The organism is Hydrogenophaga sp. IBVHS2, assembly GCF_002127215.1.
Classification (GTDB): domain Bacteria; phylum Pseudomonadota; class Gammaproteobacteria; order Burkholderiales; family Burkholderiaceae_C; genus Hydrogenophaga.
Map to the genome: position 1 here is coordinate 206,661 of NZ_NFUT01000001.1, position 21,399 is coordinate 228,059.

The window sequence follows — 21,399 nt, forward strand, 5'->3', positions numbered from 1 at the left end:
ACGTCAACACCTGTGTCTCCATTGTTTCGGCCAGAACTTCGATACGGACTACTACGCCACTGCGACCCGACCTTTCCGTTGGCTAGTTGTCTTCTGGTGAGCTCTGCGCGCTCGCATCTAAGGATCTGAGCCAAGCCAGTTTTCCTCTTATCTTCGCTTCGAGCCCTCGCTCGGATGGCTCGTACCAGTGCTTCGATTCAAGGCCATCCGGGAAGTACGTCTGTCCGGCTGCATACGCGTCCGGCTCGTCGTGCGCGTACCGATATTCATCCCCATACCCCATTTCCCTCATGAGCTTCGCGGGTGCGTTACGAAGATGAATGGGCACTGGTCTCGACCCTGTTTCTTTGACGAATGCTTTGGCTTGGTTCCAAGCGAGATAGGAGGCGTTCGACTTGGCCGCTACTGCCAAGTAGGTGGCGGCCTGGGCGAGTGCCAATTCGCCCTCGGGTGAGCCGAGTCGTTCATATGCCTCCGCAGCGTTCAAGGCAAGCTGCAGTGCTCGCGGGTCAGCGTTCCCAATATCCTCGCTCGCCATCGCGATCATTCGTCGCGAAACTTGCCGGCCGTCGCCGCCTCCGTCAAGAATGCGGGCGAGCCAGTAAAGCGCTGCATCCGGTTGTGAGCCTCTTAGGGACTTGTGAAACGCTGACAATTGCCAATACAGCTCGTCGCCTCCCTTGTCGAATCGACGCAGAGATGGGCTTGTAGATGACGCGGCGAACTCTACAGTTACCGTACTTAGTCTTGCGCTGGCTGCAGCGGTCGTCACTTGTTCAATCAAATTCAGAAAACGACGCCCATCTCCGTCAGCAAAGCCTGCTAGTACGTCAAGGGCATCCGAATCCAGGTTCACGCCTTTGAGATGAGGTACTGCTCGTTGATAAAGCTGCTCCATTTCGTCTGCTGACAACGGTTGAAGCGTGTAGACCTGGGCACGCGACAGCAGAGCGTTGTTTACCTCCATGCCTGGGTGCTCAGTGGTCCCGCCTACCAGCGTGAGAAGGCCCGATTCAACATGAGGCAGCAGCGCGTCTTGCTGAGACTTGTTGAAGCGATGAATCTCATCCACGAAGAGCACCGTTGGTTGTGCAGAAACGGTGAGCTTCGCTTGCGCGTCTTCAATCGCGATCCGGATGTCCTTGACCCCAGCAAGCACGGCAGAGATTGCGATGAAGTGGCTGTCTGTTGCTCTAGCGGAGAGTCTGCCGAGAGTCGTCTTTCCAACCCCCGGAGGGCCCCACAAGATGAATGAGTGGAGCTTCTTAGCCTCAAACGCTAGCCGCAACGGCTTCCCCGGTCCTAGCAGGTGCTGCTGGCCAACAACCTCGTCGAGCGATTGGGGGCGGATTAGCTCCGCGAGGGGTGGCTTCGGTGCGGTGTTGAAAAGGTCCATGGTCCACAAGTATCGACGCCTGGATTAGACGGAAAGAACTGATGTGAGAGGCTCGTCTAAGAATGAAGTCATTTGATGACGAGGAAGACCCACTCCCGCTTAGGATCGGGAATCTCATCTAATATATCGCTCCGTATAATCTACGACACCATCAGCGCCCTGCACAAGAGCGTGCGCGGCTCCGACCCCGATGCCGCCCTGTACTGGCTGGTGCGCATGCTCGATGGCGGGGCCGACCCGCGCTACATGGCGCGGCGCCTCATCCGCATGGCGGCCGAGGACATCGGACTGGCCGATCCGCGCGCGCTGCGGCTCGCGCTGGACGCCGCCGAGGTGTACGAGCGCCTGGGCAGTCCGGAGGGCGAGCTGGCGCTGGCCGAGTGCGTGGTGTACCTGGCGGTGGCGCCCAAATCGAACGCGGTCTACAAGGCCTACAACGCGGCGAAGGCCTTCGTGAAGAAGGATGGCACCCGTCCGGTGCCCCTGCACCTTCGCAATGCACCGACCCGGCTCATGAAGGACCTCGACTACGGCCGTGGATACCGCTATGCGCACGACGAGGAGGGCGGTTTCGCCGCGGGCGAGAACTACCTGCCCGAGGGCATGGCCGCGCCCGGTTTCTACCGCCCGGTGGAGCGGGGCCTGGAGATCCGCATCGCCGATAAGCTGCGAGAACTGCAGCGGCTGAACGATCAGAAAAACTAATCCATCTCCAATCCCTCTTCTGATGCCGGGGAGGGTATAGGGTAAACCCTTGATTCCTCAGGGCAAACCCGCTCAGGTCCCCCAAAAATGGGTCGCTACAATCGCGCACCAACCCGCCCACGGCCTGTATCCAGGACGCTCATGGCGGGTTTTTTGCTAGGTTGAATCAGCGGGCTGCGCATCTCTGCGGCCCGTCCGGTCACAAACACGGAGAACCTTCATGGAAGTTTTGCTTCAGCAGATCATCAATGGTCTGGTGCTGGGCAGCATGTACGCGCTGGTCGCCCTGGGATACACCATGGTGTACGGCATCATCGGCCTCATCAACTTTGCGCACGGTGATGTGCTCATGGTGGGCGCGCTCACCAGCTGGACCATCATCGGCATCATGCGCGACGCCTCCCCGGGCATGCCGGGCTGGATGGTGCTGATCATGGCCACCATCATTGCCATGGTGGTGTGCGCGGCGCTCAACTACACCATCGAGAAGCTGGCCTACCGGCCACTGCGCAGTGCGGCAAGACTCGCACCCCTGATCACCGCCATCGGCATGTCGCTGCTGCTGCAGACCTTCGCGATGATCATCTGGAAGCCCAACCCCAAGTCTTACCCCAACCTGCTGTCCACCGACCCGGTGGCCATCGGCGGGGCCGTGATCTCGGTCACCCAGATCACCATCCTGGCCACCACGGTCATCACCCTGGCCTTCCTGATGTGGCTGGTCAACCGCACCAACCTGGGCCGCGCCATGCGCGCCACCGCCGAGAACCCGCGCGTGGCAGCCCTCATGGGCATCAAGCCGGACACGGTGATCTCGGCCACCTTCATCATCGGTGCCATGCTGGCAGCGATTGCCGGCGTGATGTGGGCCTCCAACTACGGCAGCGTGCAGCACGCCATGGGCTTCATGCCGGGCCTCAAGGCCTTCGTGGCAGCCGTGATGGGCGGCATCGGCAACCTGGCCGGGGCCGTGGTGGGCGGTGTGGCCCTGGGCCTGATCGAGTCGCTGGGCGCCGGCTACCTCGGCAAGCTCACCGGCGGCGTGCTGGGCAGCCAGTACACCGACATCTTTGCCTTCATCGTGCTGGCCATCGTGCTGACCCTGCGCCCCTCGGGCCTGCTGGGCGAGCGTGTGGCCGACCGCGCCTGATCCGGAGGACCTGATCATGATGAACAACCAAACCGGCAAGCTGGTCGTCTTCTTCATTGCAGCCGTCGCGCTGCTGGCGCTGCCCCTGGTGCTGCAGGCCACCGGCAGCAACTCCTGGGTCCGCATCCTGGACATCGCGCTGCTGTATGTGCTGCTGGCCCTGGGTCTGAACATCGTGGTGGGCTACGCCGGCCTGCTCGATCTGGGCTACATCGCCTTCTTCGCGGTGGGCGCCTACCTGTTCGCGCTGCTGGGCTCGCCCCACCTGAGCGACACCTTCCCGGCCATCAAGGCCGCCTTCCCCGACGGCATCCACTACAACATATGGCTGGTGATGCTGGTGGCAGCGGCCGTGGCCGGCGTCGTCGGCATGATCCTGGGCGCGCCCACGCTCAAGCTGCGGGGCGACTACCTGGCCATCATCACCCTGGGCTTCGGCGAGATCATCCGGATCTTCCTGCTCAACATGGACCGTCCGGTGAACATCACCAACGGCCCCAAGGGCATCAGCCAGATCGACACCATCACCGTGTTCGGCGTTGACCTGGGCAAGCGGCTGGAGATCGACCTGTTCGGCTTCAGCTACACCTTCCAGCCGGTCACGCTGTATTACTACCTGTTCCTGTTCTTCGTGGTGCTGGCCATCGTGCTGTCCTACCGCCTGCAGGACTCCCGCATCGGCCGTGCGTGGATGGCCATCCGCGAAGACGAGATCGCCGCCAAGGCCATGGGCCTGAACACCCGCAACCTCAAGCTGCTGGCCTTCGGCATGGGTGCCACCTTCGGCGGCATCTCCGGCGTCCTGTTTGCCTCGTTCCAGCGCTTCGTGTCGCCCGAGTCCTTCTCCCTGATGGAGTCGGTGATGGTGGTGGCCATGGTGGTGCTCGGCGGCATCGGCCATATCCCCGGCGTGGTGCTGGGCGCGCTGCTGCTGGCCGGCCTGCCCGAGCTGCTGCGCCACGTGGCCCATCCGCTGACCGCCATGACCGATGGCCGCCTGGCGCCCGAGATCCTGCGCCAGCTGCTGATCGCGCTGGCCATGGTGGTGGTGATGCTGATCCGCCCGAAGGGCTTGTGGCCGGCCCCTGAGCACGGCAAGTCCCTGAACAAGTGAGCGGAGCACCTTCATGAGCGAGACGATTCTCAAAGTCGCCAACGTGTCCAAGCGCTTCGGCGGCCTTCAGGCCCTGAGCGATGTGGGCATCACCATCGAGCGTGGTCAGGTCTATGGCCTGATCGGCCCCAACGGCGCCGGCAAGACCACCTTCTTCAACGTGCTGACCGGCCTCTACACGCCCGACAGCGGCAGCTTCGAGCTGGCCGGCAAGCCCTACCAGCCGACCGCCGTGCACGAGGTGGCCAAGGCGGGCATTGCCCGCACCTTCCAGAACATCCGGCTGTTCGCCGAGATGACCGCACTGGAGAACGTGATGGTGGGCCGGCATGTGCGCACCTCGTCCGGGCTGATCGGCGCGGTGCTGCGCACCCCGGGTTTCAAGCGCGAGGAAAAGGCCATCACCGACCGCGCGCGCGAGCTGCTGGCTTACGTGGGCATCGAGAAGTTTGCCGACTACAAGTCGCGCACCCTGAGCTACGGCGACCAGCGCCGGCTGGAGATCGCGCGTGCCCTGGCCACCGACCCCCAGCTGATCGCGCTGGACGAGCCGGCTGCCGGCATGAACGCCACCGAGAAGGTGCAGCTGCGCGAGCTGATCGACCGCATCCGCAACGACAACCGCACCATCCTGCTCATCGAGCACGACGTGAAGCTGGTGATGGGCCTGTGCGACCGCGTCACCGTGCTGGATTACGGCAAGCAGCTCTCGTCCGGCACGCCGGCCGAAGTGCAGAAGGACCCGAAAGTCATCGAGGCCTATCTGGGCACCGGCGGCCATTGATCGAGGAAGCAGACAACATGGCAAACACCCTCCTGAAAATCAAGGGTCTGAAGGTCTCGTACGGCGGCATCAAGGCCGTCAAGGGCATCGACATGGAAGTGCGCGAAGGCGAGCTGATCTCCCTGATCGGCTCCAACGGCGCCGGCAAGACCACCACCATGAAGGCGGTCACCGGTTCGCTGGCCTTCGAGGACGGCGACGTGGAATACCTGGGCCAGAGCATCAAGGGCAAGGGCGCCTGGGATCTGGTCAAGCAGGGCCTGGCCATGGTGCCGGAAGGCCGGGGCGTCTTCACCCGCATGACGATCACCGAGAACCTGCAGATGGGCGCCTACATCCGCAAGGACAAGGACGGCATCGCGGCCGACATCGAACGCATGTTCGGCATCTTCCCGCGCCTGCGGGAGCGCAAGGACCAGCTGGCAGGCACCATGTCGGGCGGCGAGCAGCAGATGCTGGCCATGGCCCGGGCCCTGATGAGCCAGCCCAAGGTGCTGCTGCTCGACGAGCCGTCCATGGGCCTGTCGCCCATCATGGTCGACAAGATCTTCGAGGTGGTGCGCGACGTGTCCCAGCAGGGCGTGACCATCGTCCTGGTGGAACAGAACGCCCGCCGCGCCCTGCAGATCGCCGACCGCGGCTACGTGATGGACTCCGGCGAGATCATCATGACCGGCAACGGCCGCGACATGCTGGACGACCCCAAGGTCCGCGCCGCCTATCTGGGAGAGTGACCGCCGTGGTCCAGAGCACCCGCGGAACCGGCTCCGCCGGGCAGTAGGGTGCGCCCCCCTTGAGGGGGCCGCGCGCCAGCGCGGCGGGGGGTCTCCTTACAATGCTGGGTTGTGCACCGCTGGTGCCCAACCCATTTTTCATTCATGAGCCAAGCACCTTCCACCCCCGCCGCCGAGTCCGCCGCCCCTGCGGCGCACGATGAAAACCAGCTGATCGCCGAACGCCGCGAAAAACTGAAGGCCCTGCGGGAAGCGCAGCAGCGCGGGGAGGGTGTGGCATTTCCCAACGACCACAAGCCGGCCGACCGGGCCGAAGACCTGTTTGCGGCCCACGGCGAGACGAGCAAGGAAGAGCTGGAGGCCAACCCGGTGCGGGCCAGCGTGGCTGGCCGCATGATGCTCAAGCGGGTCATGGGCAAGGCCAGCTTCGCCACCCTGCAGGACGCCTCGTTCGGTCCCAGCGGCGGCCGCATCCAGATCTACCTGAACAACGACAGCGTGGGCGAGGCGGTGCACAACGCCTTCAAGCACTGGGACATGGGCGACATCGTGGCGGCCGAGGGCGTGCTGTTCCGCACCCGCACCGGCGAGCTCACCATCCATGCCGACCGCATCCGCCTGATCACCAAGAGCCTGCGTCCGCTGCCCGACAAGTTCCACGGCGTGGCCGACCAGGAGATCAAGTACCGCCAGCGCTATGTCGACCTCATGACCGACGAGAGCGCCCGGGCCCGCTTCGTGGCGCGCAGCAAGGCGATTTCGGCGCTGCGCAACTTCATGGTCGAGCACGGCTTCCTGGAGGTCGAGACGCCCATGCTGCACCCGATCCCCGGGGGGGCCAATGCGCGGCCCTTCAAGACCCACCACAACGCGCTCGACCAGGAGATGTTCCTGCGCATTGCGCCCGAGCTCTACCTCAAGCGGCTGCTGGTGGGCGGTTTCGAGCGGGTGTTCGAGATCAACCGGAACTTCCGCAACGAAGGCATCAGCGTGCGGCACAACCCGGAATTCACCATGATGGAGTTCTACGCGGCCTACTGGAATTACCGCGACCTCATGGATTTCAACGAGCAGCTCATCCGCCACCTGGTGAAGGTGGTGCGCGGTGACGGCGAGCTCACCTACCAGGGCCGTGTGGTGGATGTGGACAGCCCGTTCGAGCGCCTGACCATCCGCGACGCCATCGTCAAGTACACCGAGGCCGGCGCCAGCGTGGACGACCGCGAATGGCTGACCGGCCAGCTGCGCAAGCTGGGCATGAGCGAGGAGAAGCACCAGCTCTCCACCCGCAGCCTGGCCGGTCTGCAGGTGCTGTATTTCGAGGAGAAGGTGGAGTCCCTGCTGTGGAACCCGACCTTCATCATGGACCACCCGACCGAGATCTCGCCGCTGGCCCGCGCCAACGATGCACGCCCCGAGGTGACCGAGCGGTTCGAGCTCTACATCACCGGCCGCGAGTTCGGCAATGCCTTCTCCGAGCTGAACGATGCCGAGGACCAGGCCGCGCGTTTCCATGCACAGGTGGCCGCCAAGGACGGTGGCGACGACGAGGCCATGCACTTCGACGCCGACTACATCCGGGCGCTGGAATACGGCATGCCGCCGGCCGGTGGCTGCGGCATCGGCATCGACCGCCTGATGATGCTGCTGACCGACAGCCCCAGCATCCGCGACGTGATCCTGTTTCCCGCCCTGCGACGGGAACATTGATCACCCCCGCGCCGCCTGCGGCGTCACCCCCTCCAGGGGGCGATGCCAGCGGCCCGGCAAAGCCGGTTCTGCGGCATCCCTTGACGGGTCAGTGCTGCTTCATGCGAATTCGGCCAGCGCCTTGCGCATCTTCTTCATGGCCGCCACCTCGATCTGGCGGATGCGCTCGGCGCTCACGCCGTATTCGGCGGCCAGTTCGTGCAGCGTCATGCCGCCCGATCCGTCGTCGTTCACCTTGAGCCAGCGCTCGGTGACGATGCGGCGGGAACGGTCGTCCAGCTCGCCCATGGCGCGGGCGATGCCTTCGGTGGCCAGCACGTCGCGCTGGGCCGACTCGATCATGGCGGTGGGTTCGTGGTGGGCGTCGGCCAGCCAGGCGATCGGGCTGTAGGTGTCCTCGCCATCGTCGGCGGGCGAGGGGTCGAGCACCACGTCACCACCGGCGAGCCGGGTTTCCATCTCGCGGACTTCTTCCGGCTTGACGTTGAGGTCGCGCGCGACCACCTCGATCTCGCTGTCCGACAGCGCCTCGCGGTGGGTGTCGCCGTCGGCGGCTCCGGCCCGGAAGCCCTGCTTCATGGAGCGCAGGTTGAAGAACAGCTTGCGTTGCGCCTTGGTGGTGGCCAGCTTGACCATGCGCCAGTTCTTCAGGATGTATTCGTGGATCTCGGCCTTGATCCAGTGCATGGCGTAGCTCACCAGGCGCACGCCCTGGTCGGGGTCGAAGCGCTTGACCGCCTTCATCAGGCCCACGTTGCCTTCCTGGATCAGATCGCCGTGGGGCAGACCGTAGCCCAGGTACTGCCGGGCGATCGAGACCACCAGGCGCAGGTGCGACATCACCAGCCGGCCGGCGGCATCCAGGTCGTTGTGGTCGCGCAGGCGGCGTGCGGCGTCCTGCTCCTCGTCCAGCGTGAGCAGGGGCAGGCGGTTGACCGCCGAGATGTAGGCGTCGAGATTCCCCAGCGGCGGCAGCGTGAGCGAGCGGCTCCACGGGCTGGACACGGCCAGGGAGGCGGGGGGTGCCACAGGAACGAGCGTTGCAGACATGGGACCTCCTCAAACAGGATGAAATGTTAGCACTCTCTCCGAGTGAGTGCTAAACCCGGAAGTTCCGCCTGGTCAGCGCCGCTCGTACCGGGCCTGCACCATCCCGCTGGCGAATGTCCGACCCTGGACCAGGCGCCAGTCCGACCGGGGCAATGGACCGCTGAACAGCCGGGTGCCCGATCCCAGCACCACCGGGATCCAGGACAGGGTCAGTTCATCGACCAGCCCGCTGTCCAGTGCCTGTCCGACCACCTCGCCGCCGTCCAGATACACGTGGCGGCTGCCCTCGGCATGCAGGCGGGCCAGCACGTCCGGCAGGCTGCCCCGGCAGGCCTGCGCCCCATGGTCCGAAGGCAGCGGTCGGTGGGTCAGCACCCGGACCCGGTGGTCCTTGAACGGCCAGTCCCCCAGGGCCAGGACCGCATCGTGGGTACGGCGGCCCAGCAGCAGGGTGTCGGTGCGCTGCATCAGCGCTTCGTATCCGGTGTCGGCCGGCGACTCGGCGGCACAGGCCGACAGCCAGGAGAGGTCGCCCTGAGGACCCGCGATGCAGCCGTCCAGGCTGATGCCGAGGAAGACGGCGGTGTGAACACGGGATGCAGCGGGAGTGGTCATGGTCGGTCGGTTTAAATATCTACGGCGTAGAATTCTAGCCATGAATCCTCCTGCATCACCCCGACCGCCCCGAGGCGGCGCCGCACCCCGCCGGGGCCGACCGGGCCCGGACCGCGGCCGTCTGGACCGGTCGACCATCGTCGCGGCGGCGCGGCGGGTCTTCGACAGCCAGGGCCGGGTCGGCATGCGCAGCACCGCCGCCGCCCTGGGTGTGGACCCCATGGCGCTCTACCACTACTTTCCGGGTCGAGCCGCGTTGCTGGACGCGCTGGTCGAGCAGGCCTTTGCGCCGCTGGACCCGCTGGCGGCCCAGCTGGAACGGCTTCCGGATGCGGCATCGCGGCTGCGCAGACTGAGCGAGGTGTATCTGGCCTGTGTGGTCTCGGCGCCGCAGATCACGCACCAGCTGGCACGCCAGGGCGGCGGGGCGCTGTCCCGGCGCTTCGATGCACTGTTCCGGCAGGCCTTGCAGATCCAGGGCCCTGTCGACGCCGATGCCATGGCCGCCCAGGCGGTGCTGGTCGATTACCTGCACGGGGTCGCCCTGGCCGGCAGCCCGGAGGCCCCGCGCGCACTGGAACGCGGCTGGCCGGTGGTGATCTCAGGCCTCGGGACGCAGCTCAAGCTGTGTGTGAAGGTCCAGCAAGGGGAGTGATTCGATGGGACGACTTGATCAGAAGGTGGCGCTGGTCACCGGGGCCGCTCAGGGCATCGGTCTGGCGGTGGCCGGGGCCATGGTGGCCGAAGGGGCCACCGTGGTGCTGACCGACCTGCAGGCCGACCGGGTGGCCTCGGCCGGGGCTGCCCTGGGCATGCCCGCCCGGCCCCTGGACGTGCGGGACGAAGGGCAGTGGCGTGCGGTGGTGGACGAGGTGCTGGGCACCTGGGGTGCGCTGCATGTGGTGGTGAACAACGCCGGCATCACCGGCCTGGAGGGCGGGGCGGTCCACGACCCGGAGCACGCATCGCTGCACGACTGGCGGCAGGTGCACGCCACCAACCTCGATGGCGTGTTCCTGGGCTGCAAGCACGCCCTGCGCGCCATGCGCAGGCTGCCGCCGGGGCACACCGGATCCATCGTCAATGTGTCGTCCCGCTCCGGCATCGTCGGCATCCCGGCGGCAGCGGCATACGCCTCCAGCAAGGCGGCGGTGCGCAACCACACCAAGACGGTGGCGCTGTACTGCGCCGAGCAGCGGCTGCCGGTGCGCTGCAACAGCATCCATCCGGCGGCCATCCTCACGCCGATGTGGGAGCCGATCCTGGGTTCGGGTCCGGACCGCCCGGCGATCATGGCGGCCATGGTGGCCGACACGCCGTTGCGCCGTTTCGGCGAGCCCCGCGAGGTGGCCAGCCTGGCGGTGTTCCTGGCATCCGACGAAGCGGCCTATGTCACCGGTGCGGAGTTCCATGTGGATGGTGGCATCCTGGCGGGTTCGGCGGCGGTGCCGACGGCCTGACGGCCACCTCGTCCTGCCGCAGCTCCCGCCGCGCCTGCCGCATCACCACCCAGCCGCCCTGCAGCGCCAGGCCGGCCATCAGGCTGGCCACCAGCAGGTCGGGCCAGGCCGAACCGGTGCCGAACACGCCGAGCGCGGCCAGCAGCACCGCCAGGTTGCCGATGGCGTCGTTGCGGGAGCACAGCCACACGCTGCGCATGTTGGCGTCGCCTTCGCGGAAGGCATAGAGCATCCAGGCCACCGCCACATTGGCCAGCAGCGCCACCACGGCGACCACGCCCATCGTCAGGGGCTGCGGCACGTCGCCCTGCCACAGCGACCACACCGCAGCACCCAGCACATACACGCCGAAGCCCATCATGCACAGCGCCTTGACCACGGCCGCCCGGGCGCGCCAGGCCAGGGCCGAGGCCAGCACCGCCAGCGAGACGCCGTAGTTGAGGGCATCGCCGGCAAAGTCGACCGCATCCGCCAGCAGCGAGAGCGATCCGGACTGCAGGCCGGCCCCGATCTCCACCAGGAACATGGCGGCATTGATCACCAGGGCGATCCACAGGATGCGGCGGTAGCGCGCCAGATTGACAAGGGTCCCGGGCTGGGGGGTGTCGTGTTCACAGCAATGGGCGGACATGGTCTTTCCTTTCGTTGCCGTATTGAAAACCCTGGAGCCACTACAGTGTCAAGACGATCCTGACCGTCAAGGACACGCCATGCAGATCAAGGAACTGGCCCAGGCCACCGGTGTCGATGCCGAGACCATCCGCTACTACGAGAAGGCCGGCCTGCTGCCCGCGCCGGCCCGGCGCGACAACGGCTACCGGGACTATGGCGAAGGCCACCTGGAGCGCCTGTCCTTTGTGCGCCATTGCCGCGCACTCGACATGCCGCTGGCCGAGGTGGCGCAGCTGCTGCAGTTTCTGGACGCACCGCCGGAGGACTGCAGCGACATCAACCGGCTGGTGGACGACCAGCTGGCCCGGGTGCGGGCACGCCTCAAGAGCATGCGGGCGCTGGAGAAGCAGCTGCTGCAGCTGCGGGCCCGCTGCACCGACGCCCATGCAGGGCACTGCGGCATCCTGGACGAACTGGTGGCCGCGGCCCACGGCGAGGCCTGCGCCTGCCATGCGCCGCGCGACATGCCCAGGAACTGATGGCGCGCCGGCGGGTCTGGTCCGGGGTCAAGCGTCACACACCCACCCGGGCCTGCGCCCCTCACGCTCAAGGAGTCCACCCATGATGCACCGCCGCCACTTCATCCGCGCCAGCCTCGGTGGCCTGGCCGCCACCGCGGCTTCGGCCTGGCTGCCCGCCTGGGCCCAGAACGCCCCCGACCTGGGCACGCCAGCGCTGGCCGAACCCGGATTCCGGCGGGTCCGTCTGGGCGGGATGGAGGTGATCGCGCTGCTCGATGGCGTGACCCGCCGGCCGCTGGGCGAGGAGTTCGTGGCCAACGCCCCCTTGACCGAGGTGAAGGCCCTGCTGGCCTCGCAGGGCCTGTCCACCGACCACATCGACGTGCCCTACACCCCGTTTCTGGTGGTGGCGGGCCACCGCCGCATCCTGATGGACACCGGCCTGGGCGACTGGGGTGGCCCCACCACCGGCCGCCTGCTGGCCAACCTGCGGGCCGCCGGTTTCGGTCCCGACGACATCGACACCGTGCTGGTCAGCCACTACCACGGCGACCACATCAACGGCCTGCGCAACCGGGCCGGCGAGTACGTGTTCCGCAAGGCCAAGGTGATGGCACCGGCCGCCGAACACGCCTGGTGGATGGACGACGCGCGGGCCGCTCAGGCACCCGCTGGCCGCATGAAGGGCCTGTTCGAGAACGCCCGCCGCACCTTCGGCAGCATGCCGGCGGGCATGCTGCAGCTGTTCGAGCCCGGCGCCGAGCTGCTGCCCGGCATCCGCGCGGTGCAGGCCCACGGACATACGCCCGGCATGAGCATGTTCGAGGTCGGCTCGGAAGGGCAGACCTTCATCTTCCTGGCCGACCTGACCAACATCCCTTCGCTGTTCGCCCGCAACCCGGACTGGGCCGTGACCTTCGACATGGACGCCGAAGCCGCACGCCGCACCCGTCGCGCCGCGTTCGAGCGCATCGTGTCCCGTCAGGCCCTGGTGGGAGGTTTCCATTTCCCGTTCCCGGCGGTGGGCCGCATGGCAGCCCTGGGTACGGGTTACCGGTTCGACCCGCTGCCGGTATAAACCGGCATGCCTGCGACACCCTCTGCACCCACCGGGACCCATCAGGATCTCCAGTTCCACCAGGCCGACCCGGCGCAGCAGCAGGCCGAGCTGGCCGCCGGACTGCAGGCCACGCCGGCCAGCGTGTCGCCCAAGTTCTTCTACGACCGGCTGGGCTCGCACCTGTTCGATGCCATCACCGAACTGCCGGAGTACTACCCGACCCGCACCGAGGCCGCGATCTTCGGCCAATGGCTGCCCGACATGGCGGCGCGGCTGCCCGCCCGCGCGGTGTGGATCGACCTGGGCGCCGGCAGCTGCGCCAAGGCGGCCCGCCTGTTCGGCACCGTGCGTCCGGCGGCCTACCTGCCGGTGGACATCTCGGCCGCCTACCTGTCCCAGGCCCTGGAGCCGCTGCGCCGGGAGCATCCCGATCTGCCCATGCTGGGCATCGGGCAGGACTTCTCGGTGCAGTGGGCCTTGCCGGCCCCGGCGGTCCACTGGCTGGAGCGGCTCGGCCTGCGGGGTGCGCCCCGGTGCGTCTTCTACCCCGGCTCCAGCATCGGCAACTTCGGGCCGGACGAGGCCCTGCGGCTGCTGCGCGATGCGCATGCGGTGTGCCGTCAGGGCGGTGCCGGCTCGGGTCTGCTGATCGGGGTGGACCGGGTCAAGGCGCCCGAGGTGCTGGAGCCGGCCTACGACGATGCCCTGGGCGTCACGGCCGCCTTCAACCGCAACCTGCTGCTGCATGTGAACCGGCAACTCGGCAGCGACTTCGATCCGGCGGCCTGGGACCATGTGGCCTTCTACAACCGGATCGAATCGCGCATCGAGATGCACCTCTCGGCCCGCTCGCCCCAGACCGTGAGCTGGCCCGGCGGGTCGCGCCGTTTCGCGGCCGGCGAACGCATCCACACCGAGCATTCCTACAAGTGGGAGCCCGCCGCCTTTGCCGATCTGCTGCAGCGCGCCGGCTTTGCCACGCCGCTGCACTGGACCGATGCCCGGGGCTGGTTCAGCGTGTTCTGGGCACCGGCCTGAGCCTGACCGTCAGGCCGCAGCGCTGCGGAAGCCGGCCAGGATGTCGTTGCGCTCGGGCGTGTAAAAGTTGCGGTAGGCCCGGTGCCGCAGGCGCGGCGAGGTGGCGGCGCTCGCACCCTTGAGCACCGGGCGTCCGTCGAACCAGGGCGCCGAGTAGTCCCGGTAGGGATGGGGCTGAAAACCGGGGAAGGGCTCAAACCGGCTGGCCGTCCATTCCCACACCGTCATGCCCTGCCAGTCGCGGTGGCATGCGGCGGCCATCCATTCGGCCTCGGTGGGCAGGCGGCGCCCGGCCCAGCGGCACCAGGCCTGGGCCTCATGGGCGTTGAGGTGCACCGCCGGCTGCCACGGCTGCAACGCCACCCACTGCCCCTGCTGCTGGCAGGCCCAGCCGTCGCCGTGCGGCCGCAGGAACCGGGGCTGACGGGCCGCGGTGCGGCAGCGCCAGTCCCAGCCGGCCGGCGTCCACCAGAGGGGTTCGTGGTAGCCGCCGGCCGCCACGAAAGGCAGGAAGCGCGCCCAGCTCACCGGGGCCGCATCGATCCGCAACGCCGGCAGGTGCACCGTGTGCGGGCCGAGTTCGTTGTCGAACGCGAAGCCGGGGCCCTGCCATCCCAGGGTCACGGTCGTGGCGTCCAGGGTCAGTTCGGCGCCGTCCCGCCCGCCGCTGGCCGGCTCGGCGGCGGCCTGCGGCGCCCAGGGGCCCAGGCCGATGCCCAGTGTCTGGGCCATGTGGACGGCCGCCTCGGCATGCATGTCCTCGTGGAAGAGCGCCAGCCGGAAGAAGTACAGGCCCGGGTCGGTGTCGTCGGCCTGATCCAGCCAGTGCAGTGTCTCGTCCAGGCTGGCCTGCAGGTCGGCCAGGGTGTGATCGAGATCGGGCAGCGCCAGCTGCCAGCGCCGGGCATGCGGCACCTGGCTGGAGTCGTACAGGGCGTCGGCATCCAGACCGCGCCGTGCCTGCCGCGCCGGCCGCCTCGGAGCCTGCGGATCGGCGGCCGTGCCCCGGTGTCGTTCCGGGTGGCGGGCGATCCACCAGTCCGCGAACCAGCCGATGTGGCCCAGCTCCCACAGCGGCGGGTTGAGCTCGTCGCGCTGGGGCACCGGCATGGCCGGCCCGAGGGCTTGTGCACAGGCGGCGTACAGGCCCAGGGTGCGGGTGCGGGCCTCCTGCAGGGCCGATGCCAGTGCCGTGCGGGTCAGGCAGCGGGCGTCACAGGGTTCCACCATCGCGCCCGCGCCCGGTTCAGCCGACGTGGATGGAGTACACGCCCCAGGGGCACTTCACGAACCGCTCGGGCAGGCTCAGACGGGCCAGATCGGGGAAGCGGTCCGGCTCGTACACCGCCCACATCGGTCCCAGGCCGCCCAGCGCCAGCGGTTGCCCGTCGATGTGGGTGGCCACGATGAAGCCCAGCTGCCGGAGCTCGCCCAGCGTGAGTTCGGCGTTGTAGCCATCCACCGCACGCAGGCCGATGGTGGTGCTGTCGGTGGCCACGGCACCGGCGGCTTCCAGCACCCGTGCCACCGTCGGACCGCGCAGGGTGTGCTTCAGGCCGTCGTACTCCAGCGTGGGCCGGATCTCGGTCGGTGGCAGTGCCGCGATCTCGGCAAAGCCGAATGCAAAGCCCTTGTCGAAGGCCACGCCGTGCTTGGACATCATCTGGTCCAGGGCCTTGTTCAGGGGCGGCCGGTTGGCCTTGCGGATGGCGCCCGAGACGGTCAGCAGCGCAGGCGCGGCCGACCGCGCAGGCGCGGCGGCACCGGCGGCGGCCGGCAGCAGGGTGGCACCGGCGGCAGCCTGCAGGAATCGACGTTTGTCCATGGAGAGGCTCCGGGAAAGGGGTGGTCAGTCTTCGAGCAGGCTGCGCAGCATCCAGGCGGTCTTCTCGTGCACGTCGATGCGCTGGGTCAGCACGTCGGCGGTGGGCTGGTCGTTGGCGGCATCGACCACCGGGAACAGCGAGCGGGCGGTGCGGGCGGTGGCTTCCTGGGCGGCCACCAGATGGCGGACCATGTCGTCGGCCTTGGGCACGCCATCGACCTCCGGGATCGAGGCCAGCTTGACGAACTCCTTGTAGGTGCCCGGGGCCGGGTAGCCCAGCGCGCGGATGCGCTCGGCAATGATGTCCAGCGCGGCCCACTGCTCGGTGTACTGGGCCATGAACATGGCGTGCAGGCTGTTGAACTGAGGCCCCTTGACGTTCCAGTGGAAGTTGTGCGTCATCAGGTAGAGGGTGTAGCTGTCGGCCAGCAGCCGGGACAGGCCGGTGGCGATCTTCTTGCGGTCCTTCTCGGGGATGCCGATGTCGATGGGGGGAATGCCGTTCTTCTTGCTTGCCATGGGGGCTCCTTGCCAAAACGGGTCATCGTACCGGCTGGCTTGACCGATACCCGGGAATGCCGCAGCAGGGACAACAATTTATTGACAGATATATTGTTGTTGAATATATTTGTGTTTACTGATATTCAAGGGCCGTCTGCATGAACACCCCGACCCGCCCCGTGGTGGACCCGTTCTTCGATCCCCGCACCTGGACCGTGACCTACGTGGTTCATGGCGGCCCGGGCACGCCGGCCCTCATCGTCGATCCGGTGCTGGACTACGACCCCAGGTCCGGCCGCACCGGCACGGCATCGGCCGAGCAGGTGGTGGCCCATGTCCGCCAGCTGGGCCTGCAGGTGTCATGGATCCTCGAGACCCATGCCCATGCCGACCACCTGTCCGCGGCAGCCTGGCTGCGCGCCGAGTTGGGCGCGCAGATCGGCATCGGTGAACACATCACCCGGGTGCAGAAGGTGTTTGCCGGCGTGTTCCACCTTGAACCCGAGTTCCGCACCGACGGCTCGCAGTTCGATCACCTGTTCCGCGACGGCGAGACCTTCGAGGTCGGCGCCCTGTCGGTGGAAGTGATGCATGTGCCCGGCCACACCCCGGCCTGCGTGGCTTACCGGATCGGGGATGCGGTGTTCGTCGGCGACACGCTGTTCATGCCGGACGTGGGCACCGCACGATGCGACTTCCCCGGTGGGGATGCGCGTGCGCTGCATGCCTCGGTGCGCCGCCTGCTGTCGCTGCCGCCCGCCACCCGTCTGTTCATGTGCCATGACTACCCGCCATCCGGGCGTGATGTGCGCTTCGAGTCGACGGTGGCCGAGCAGCGGGCCCAGAACATCCATGTGCACGACGGCGTGACCGAGGCCCAGTTCGTCGACATGCGCCAGCGCCGCGATGCCACGCTGGAAATGCCGACCTTGATCCTGCCCTCGGTACAGGTCAACATCCGGGCAGGGCAGTTGCCGCCGCCCGAAGCCAACGGCACGACCTACCTCAAGATCCCGGTCAATGCCCTCTGAGGCGTCGGCTCTGTCCTGTTCCCATCAACCCAAGGAGACCTCCCATGAAGAAGAACGTTGGCGGCATCGATCGCGCACTGCGCATCACCATCGGCCTGGCCCTGGTGGCCGGGGCTTTCGCCGGCGTGCTCGGCCCCTGGGCGTACCTGGGGCTGCTGCCGCTGGCCACCGGCCTGATGGGCTGGTGTCCGCCCTACAGCCTGCTGGGCTGGAACACCTGCAAGGCGCCGCAGTCCTGAACGCGGCGGGCGGGTCCTTCAGCGTTCGAGCGGCACGAACGGCGCCCGGGCTTCGTGGGCCAGCCCATTGACCAGCGTCTGCAGCAGGCGCACCAGCTGGGCCTGATCGGCGCTGTCCAGCGGCGACATCAGACGCCGTGACGCCGCCTCGGCCCGTTCGCGCGCCTGGGTGAGCAGCGCCAGCCCGGCGTCGGTGAGCGCCAGGGTCTTCTGCCGCCCGCTGGCCACCCGCTGCACCAGGCCGCGCTCTTCCAGTCCGCGCAGCACGCGCATGACCGTGACCTTGTCGAAGGCCAGCGCCCGGGCCAGGCGGGTCTGGTCGATGCCGGGCTCGCTGTGCACGATGATCAGCACGCCGTACTGGGCGGTGGTCAGGCCCAGATCGCCGCAGGCGTTCTCGAACACGGCGGCCGCAATCTGGTACATGCGGCGCAACAGAAAACCGGGACGCTGGTAGAGCTCGTGCGGTGTCATGGTCTGCAGTCTGCCTCCGGGAATTCACGGATGCCCGGCCGGACGGGTGTCTCCTGATAATGGTTGGCATGCTAACAATCAGGAGACATGCGATGAAACCCGTTAATACCCTGAGTCGCCGCCGGGCCACCGTGGCCCTGGCCTGTGCCGTGGCCGCCGGACTGACCGCCCCCGTGGCCTGGGCCCAGTCGGCTGCCGAGGGACCGATCAAGCTGATCGTGCCCTTCACGCCGGGCACCGGCATCGACCTGATCGCCCGCACCGTGGGGCCGCGCCTGTCCGAGCGCCTGAAGCGTCCGGTGATCGTGGAGAACCGCGCCGGGGCGTCGGGGAACATCGGCACCGAGGCGGTGGTTCGTGCACCGGCCGATGGCAGCACCCTGCTGGTGAGCGTGAACACGCTCGTGATGAACCGCAGCCTCTACCCGCAACTGGGCTTCGATCCGGTCAAGGACCTGGCCCCCATCGCCCTGACCAGCTGGGGCCAGCTGATCCTGGTCACGCACCCGCGCAGCGGCATGGCCAGCGCAGGCGACCTGGTGGCCGCGGCCCGCAAGGCACCCGGCAAGCTGAACTACGCCTCGCCCGGCGTGGGCACGCCGCACCACCTGTCGATGGAACTCTTCAAGACCACGGCCCAGGTGTTCCTCACCCACATTCCCTACCGGGGCACCGGCCCGGCCATGACCGACCTGCTCGGTGGCCAGGTGGACGCCATGTTCCTGCCCATCCACGTGGCGCTGCCGCAGGTGCGCGCCGGCAAGCTGGTGGCGCTGGGCATCGGTTCGGACAAGCGCCATCCGCTGCTGCCCGACGTGCCCACGCTGGCCGAGGCCAGGGCCGGCAATGTGAACGTGGACATGTGGTACGGCATCTTTGCGCCGCGCAGCATGCCGGCGGCGCAGGTGGCCCAGCTCAACCGCGAGATCAACGACATCCTGGGCAGCGAGGAGGTGCGCAAGGCCTTCAGCGCCCAGGGCATGGACCCGGCCACCGGCACGCCCGAATCGTTCGGCCAGCTGGTCGCGCGCGACGCCGACCGCTGGGCCGCACTCATCAAGACCCAGGGCATCAAGGCGGAATGAGCATGCGCATCGCGGTTGTCGGAGGGGGCATCGCCGGACTGGCGTTCGCGCTGGCCTTGCACCAGCGCGGGCTGGCCTGCGAGGTGTACGAAGGCGTGAGCGAGGTGCGCGAGCTGGGTGTGGGCATCACGCTGCTGCCGCACGGTGTGCGCGAACTCACGGCCCTGGGGCTGCTGGACGCGCTGCAGGCCTGTGCCATCGAGAACCGCGAGAGCGTGTTCTTCAACCGCTGGGGACAGCGGGTGTATGGCGAGCCGCGCGGGCGCCACGCCGGTTACGACCTGCCCGAGCTGGGCATCCACCGCGGCCGGCTGCACGGCGTGCTGTGGCAGGCCGCGCTGGAGCGCATCGGTCGCGAGCACCTGCACACCGGTCACCGCTGCGTGCGCATCGAGCCGCAGGTCGGCGGTGCGGTGCTGCACTTCGACGAGGTGGACGGCCAGCGGCCGGCCCCGGTGCAGGCCGACGTGGTGGTGGCCTGCGACGGCGTGAACTCCGCCGTGCGGCGCCACTTCTATCCGCACGACCAGGTCTGCTACGGCGGCATCAACACCTGGCGCGGCACCACGGTGCACAAGCCGATCCTGGACGGGCGAAGCTACATCCGTGTGGGTTCCATCGACACCGGCAAGATGGTCATCTACCCGATCGGCGACAACGTGGACGGGCAGGGCAACCAGCTGATCAACTGGGTGGCCGAGATCCGCGACCCGCAGGCGCGCATGAACGACTGGAACCGGCCCGGCCGGCTCGACGCCTTCCTGCCGACCTTCGCCGACTGGCGCTACGACTGGCTCGACGTGCCGGCGCTCATCACCGGCGCGCAGCAGATCTTCGAATACCCCATGGTCGACAAGGACCCGCTGCCGCGCTGGAGCTTCGACCGGGTCACGCTCATGGGCGATGCCGCCCACCCGATGTACCCGCGCGGATCGAACGGATCCGCACAGGCCCTGATCGACGCCCGCACGCTGGCCGACGAGCTGGCGGCCTCCCCGACGGACCCGGCGGCTGCACTGGTGCGCTACGACGCGCTGCGCCGTCCGGCCACCGCGCGCGTGGTGGAGACCAACCGCACGCTGCCGCCGGACTTCATCATCATGAAGGTCGACGAACTCAGCGGCGGCCAGCCCTTCGACGACATCGACCGGCTCATCAGCCAGGACGAACTGCGCGCCATCTCGGAGCACTACAAGCAGGTGGCCGGCTTCTCGCTCAAGGCCCCGGCCTGAGGGCCCGGCGGGCCGGGCAGGGCATTGTCAGGCCATGCCGTTGCGGCTGGCCAGTTCCACGAACAGCGCGGAGTGGTCGAGGTCGGCCAGCCCGTGCTCGGCGGCCTCGGCAAACAGCTGCTCGAACAGCGTGGTGATCGGTGCGTTGAAGCCCACCTCCTGCGCCGTGGCCAGGGCATTGCGCATGTCCTTGAGCTGCACCGACACCGCGCCGCGCTTGGCGAAATCGCGCTCGATCATGCGCTGACCGTGCACCTGCAGGATGCGGCTGTCGGCAAAGCCGCCGGTGATGGCCTGCTTGACGCGGGCCATGTCGGCGCCGCCCTTCTCGCACAGCAGCAGCGCCTCGGCCACCGCGCCGATGGTGATGCCCACGATCATCTGGTTGGCCAGCTTGGCCAGCTGCCCGGCTCCGTGCGGTCCCACATGGGTGGAGCGGCCCAGCACCGCCAGCACCGGCTGCACCCGCTCCACGTCGGCCACCTTGCCGCCGGCCATGATGGCCAGCGTGCCTTGCTCGGCCCCCAGCGTGCCGCCGGACACCGGGGCGTCGATGTGGTGCACGCCCAGCGCACCCAGGCGGGCCGCATGGTCGCGCGCCTGGGCCGGCTGGATGGACGACATGTCCATGACGATGCAGCCCGGTCGCATGGCCTGCGCCGCGCCCTGGCGGAACAGCACGTCTTCCACGATGCCGCCGTCTTCCAGCAGCGTGATCACCACGTCGGCCTGCGCCACGGCATCGGCCGGCGTGTCGGCCACGCGGGCACCGAAGGGCAGCAGCCGCTCGGCCTTGGTGCGGGAGCGGTTCCACACCGACACCACCATCCCGGCCTCGCACAGACGTCGCGCCATGGGGAAACCCATCATGCCGATGCCGAGCACGGCCACGTGCAGGTTGGACGACGGTGCGGGGGCGGAAGGGGTGGAGGTCTGTGTCACGGCGGTGTGCTCGGTTGAGAGCGCGGATTGTAGGAGCCATGCACCACCCCGTACTGTTGCCGGACTGACAGCCCCGGCCCCGTGCGGATGCCACAATGACCGCCCACCTTCCACCTCCACT

At 67.9% G+C, this 21,399-nt stretch carries 23 protein-coding genes and 1 pseudogene; 15 read left to right on the forward strand and 9 right to left on the reverse strand.

Annotated features, from left to right (window positions below; all coding sequences use genetic code 11):
• Positions 1-82: 82 nt before the first annotated feature.
• A complete protein-coding gene (locus tag CAP38_RS00990) occupies positions 83-1,396 on the reverse strand; it encodes a replication-associated recombination protein A (protein WP_086119029.1) in 1,314 nt (437 codons plus the stop codon).
• Positions 1,397-1,537: 141 nt separating this feature from the next.
• Here CAP38_RS00990 and CAP38_RS00995 point away from each other — a divergent pair.
• The 6 genes and pseudogenes from CAP38_RS00995 to lysS all read left to right on the forward strand — a co-directional run.
• Positions 1,538-2,101, forward strand: a pseudogene (locus tag CAP38_RS00995) (recombination factor protein RarA); the annotation flags it as partial.
• A gap of 220 nt (positions 2,102-2,321) precedes the next feature.
• On the forward strand, positions 2,322-3,251 hold the full coding sequence (locus CAP38_RS01000) for a branched-chain amino acid ABC transporter permease (protein WP_086119030.1): 930 nt from the start codon (positions 2,322-2,324) through the stop codon (positions 3,249-3,251).
• 16 nt (positions 3,252-3,267) lie between these two features.
• Positions 3,268-4,365 (forward strand): ABC transporter ATP-binding protein, encoded by a 1,098-nt coding sequence (locus CAP38_RS01005; protein ID WP_373271381.1) that lies wholly within the window; start codon positions 3,268-3,270, stop codon positions 4,363-4,365.
• Between the two features lie 13 nt (positions 4,366-4,378).
• Positions 4,379-5,149, forward strand: coding sequence for an ABC transporter ATP-binding protein (locus CAP38_RS01010; RefSeq protein WP_086119031.1), 771 nt, complete (start codon positions 4,379-4,381; stop codon positions 5,147-5,149).
• A 17-nt stretch (positions 5,150-5,166) separates the two neighbouring features.
• Positions 5,167-5,883, forward strand: coding sequence for an ABC transporter ATP-binding protein (locus tag CAP38_RS01015; RefSeq protein WP_086119700.1), 717 nt, complete (start codon positions 5,167-5,169; stop codon positions 5,881-5,883).
• 144 nt (positions 5,884-6,027) lie between these two features.
• Entirely contained in the window at positions 6,028-7,593 is a 1,566-nt protein-coding gene (gene lysS / locus CAP38_RS01020) for a lysine--tRNA ligase (protein WP_086119032.1), read from the forward strand.
• 99 nt (positions 7,594-7,692) lie between these two features.
• Here the strand turns inward: lysS and rpoH are convergent, their stop codons facing one another.
• Together rpoH and CAP38_RS01030 are read right to left on the reverse strand one after the other, a co-directional pair.
• A complete protein-coding gene (gene rpoH / locus CAP38_RS01025; RefSeq protein WP_086119033.1) occupies positions 7,693-8,643 on the reverse strand; it encodes an RNA polymerase sigma factor RpoH in 951 nt (316 codons plus the stop codon).
• Positions 8,644-8,715: 72 nt separating this feature from the next.
• Positions 8,716-9,258 carry a dihydrofolate reductase family protein gene (locus CAP38_RS01030; RefSeq protein WP_086119034.1) on the reverse strand — a complete coding sequence of 181 codons (543 nt, stop codon included), beginning with the start codon at positions 9,256-9,258 and terminating at the stop codon, positions 8,716-8,718.
• 40 nt (positions 9,259-9,298) lie between these two features.
• Between CAP38_RS01030 and CAP38_RS01035 the strand changes: the two genes are divergently transcribed.
• Both CAP38_RS01035 and CAP38_RS01040 read left to right on the forward strand, forming a co-directional pair.
• Positions 9,299-9,913 carry a TetR/AcrR family transcriptional regulator gene (locus CAP38_RS01035; protein ID WP_179188420.1) on the forward strand — a complete coding sequence of 205 codons (615 nt, stop codon included), beginning with the start codon at positions 9,299-9,301 and terminating at the stop codon, positions 9,911-9,913.
• 4 nt (positions 9,914-9,917) lie between these two features.
• A complete protein-coding gene (locus CAP38_RS01040) occupies positions 9,918-10,718 on the forward strand; it encodes an SDR family oxidoreductase (protein WP_086119036.1) in 801 nt (266 codons plus the stop codon).
• Here CAP38_RS01040 and CAP38_RS01045 read toward each other — a convergent pair.
• The gene (locus CAP38_RS01045; RefSeq protein ID WP_086119037.1) at positions 10,651-11,349 is read right to left on the reverse strand and encodes a cation transporter; all 699 of its coding nucleotides are present in this window, start codon (positions 11,347-11,349) and stop codon (positions 10,651-10,653) included. The two genes, CAP38_RS01040 and CAP38_RS01045, sit on opposite strands and share 68 nt — an antisense overlap.
• A gap of 79 nt (positions 11,350-11,428) precedes the next feature.
• On the opposite strand from CAP38_RS01045, the gene cadR reads away from it, so the two are divergent.
• From cadR to egtD, 3 genes are all read left to right on the forward strand, one after another.
• Positions 11,429-11,869 carry a Cd(II)/Pb(II)-responsive transcriptional regulator gene (gene cadR / locus CAP38_RS01050; RefSeq protein WP_086119038.1) on the forward strand — a complete coding sequence of 147 codons (441 nt, stop codon included), beginning with the start codon at positions 11,429-11,431 and terminating at the stop codon, positions 11,867-11,869.
• An 82-nt stretch (positions 11,870-11,951) separates the two neighbouring features.
• Complete coding sequence (locus CAP38_RS01055; protein ID WP_086119039.1) at positions 11,952-12,929, forward strand: MBL fold metallo-hydrolase; 978 nt, start codon at positions 11,952-11,954, stop codon at positions 12,927-12,929.
• Positions 12,930-12,935: 6 nt separating this feature from the next.
• Positions 12,936-13,949, forward strand: coding sequence for an L-histidine N(alpha)-methyltransferase (gene egtD, locus CAP38_RS01060; RefSeq protein WP_086119040.1), 1,014 nt, complete (start codon positions 12,936-12,938; stop codon positions 13,947-13,949).
• Positions 13,950-13,958: 9 nt separating this feature from the next.
• On the opposite strand, the gene senA is transcribed toward egtD, so the two are convergent.
• From senA to CAP38_RS01075, 3 genes are read right to left on the reverse strand one after another with little or no spacing between them, the layout of a single operon-like run.
• Positions 13,959-15,179 (reverse strand): selenoneine synthase SenA, encoded by a 1,221-nt coding sequence (gene senA, locus CAP38_RS01065; RefSeq protein ID WP_086119041.1) that lies wholly within the window; start codon positions 15,177-15,179, stop codon positions 13,959-13,961.
• A gap of 16 nt (positions 15,180-15,195) precedes the next feature.
• A complete protein-coding gene (locus CAP38_RS01070) occupies positions 15,196-15,774 on the reverse strand; it encodes a molybdopterin-dependent oxidoreductase (protein ID WP_086119042.1) in 579 nt (192 codons plus the stop codon).
• A 24-nt stretch (positions 15,775-15,798) separates the two neighbouring features.
• Positions 15,799-16,293, reverse strand: coding sequence for a Dps family protein (locus CAP38_RS01075; protein ID WP_086119043.1), 495 nt, complete (start codon positions 16,291-16,293; stop codon positions 15,799-15,801).
• 140 nt (positions 16,294-16,433) lie between these two features.
• Between CAP38_RS01075 and CAP38_RS01080 the strand changes: the two genes are divergently transcribed.
• Positions 16,434-17,306, forward strand: coding sequence for an MBL fold metallo-hydrolase (locus CAP38_RS01080; protein WP_086119044.1), 873 nt, complete (start codon positions 16,434-16,436; stop codon positions 17,304-17,306).
• Positions 17,307-17,350: 44 nt separating this feature from the next.
• A complete protein-coding gene (locus CAP38_RS01085) occupies positions 17,351-17,545 on the forward strand; it encodes a DUF2892 domain-containing protein (RefSeq protein WP_086119045.1) in 195 nt (64 codons plus the stop codon).
• Between the two features lie 18 nt (positions 17,546-17,563).
• On the opposite strand, the gene CAP38_RS01090 is transcribed toward CAP38_RS01085, so the two are convergent.
• Positions 17,564-18,019 (reverse strand): MarR family winged helix-turn-helix transcriptional regulator, encoded by a 456-nt coding sequence (locus CAP38_RS01090; RefSeq protein ID WP_086119046.1) that lies wholly within the window; start codon positions 18,017-18,019, stop codon positions 17,564-17,566.
• Between the two features lie 92 nt (positions 18,020-18,111).
• Between CAP38_RS01090 and CAP38_RS01095 the strand changes: the two genes are divergently transcribed.
• Positions 18,112-19,104 carry a tripartite tricarboxylate transporter substrate binding protein gene (locus CAP38_RS01095; RefSeq protein ID WP_086119047.1) on the forward strand — a complete coding sequence of 331 codons (993 nt, stop codon included), beginning with the start codon at positions 18,112-18,114 and terminating at the stop codon, positions 19,102-19,104.
• Between the two features lie 2 nt (positions 19,105-19,106).
• Positions 19,107-20,336 (forward strand): flavin-dependent oxidoreductase, encoded by a 1,230-nt coding sequence (locus CAP38_RS01100; protein WP_086119701.1) that lies wholly within the window; start codon positions 19,107-19,109, stop codon positions 20,334-20,336.
• A gap of 27 nt (positions 20,337-20,363) precedes the next feature.
• Here the strand turns inward: CAP38_RS01100 and CAP38_RS01105 are convergent, their stop codons facing one another.
• Positions 20,364-21,278: an NAD(P)-dependent oxidoreductase gene (locus tag CAP38_RS01105; RefSeq protein WP_256924172.1), complete on the reverse strand. Its 915-nt coding sequence runs from the start codon at positions 21,276-21,278 to the stop codon at positions 20,364-20,366.
• Positions 21,279-21,399 lie beyond the last annotated feature (121 nt).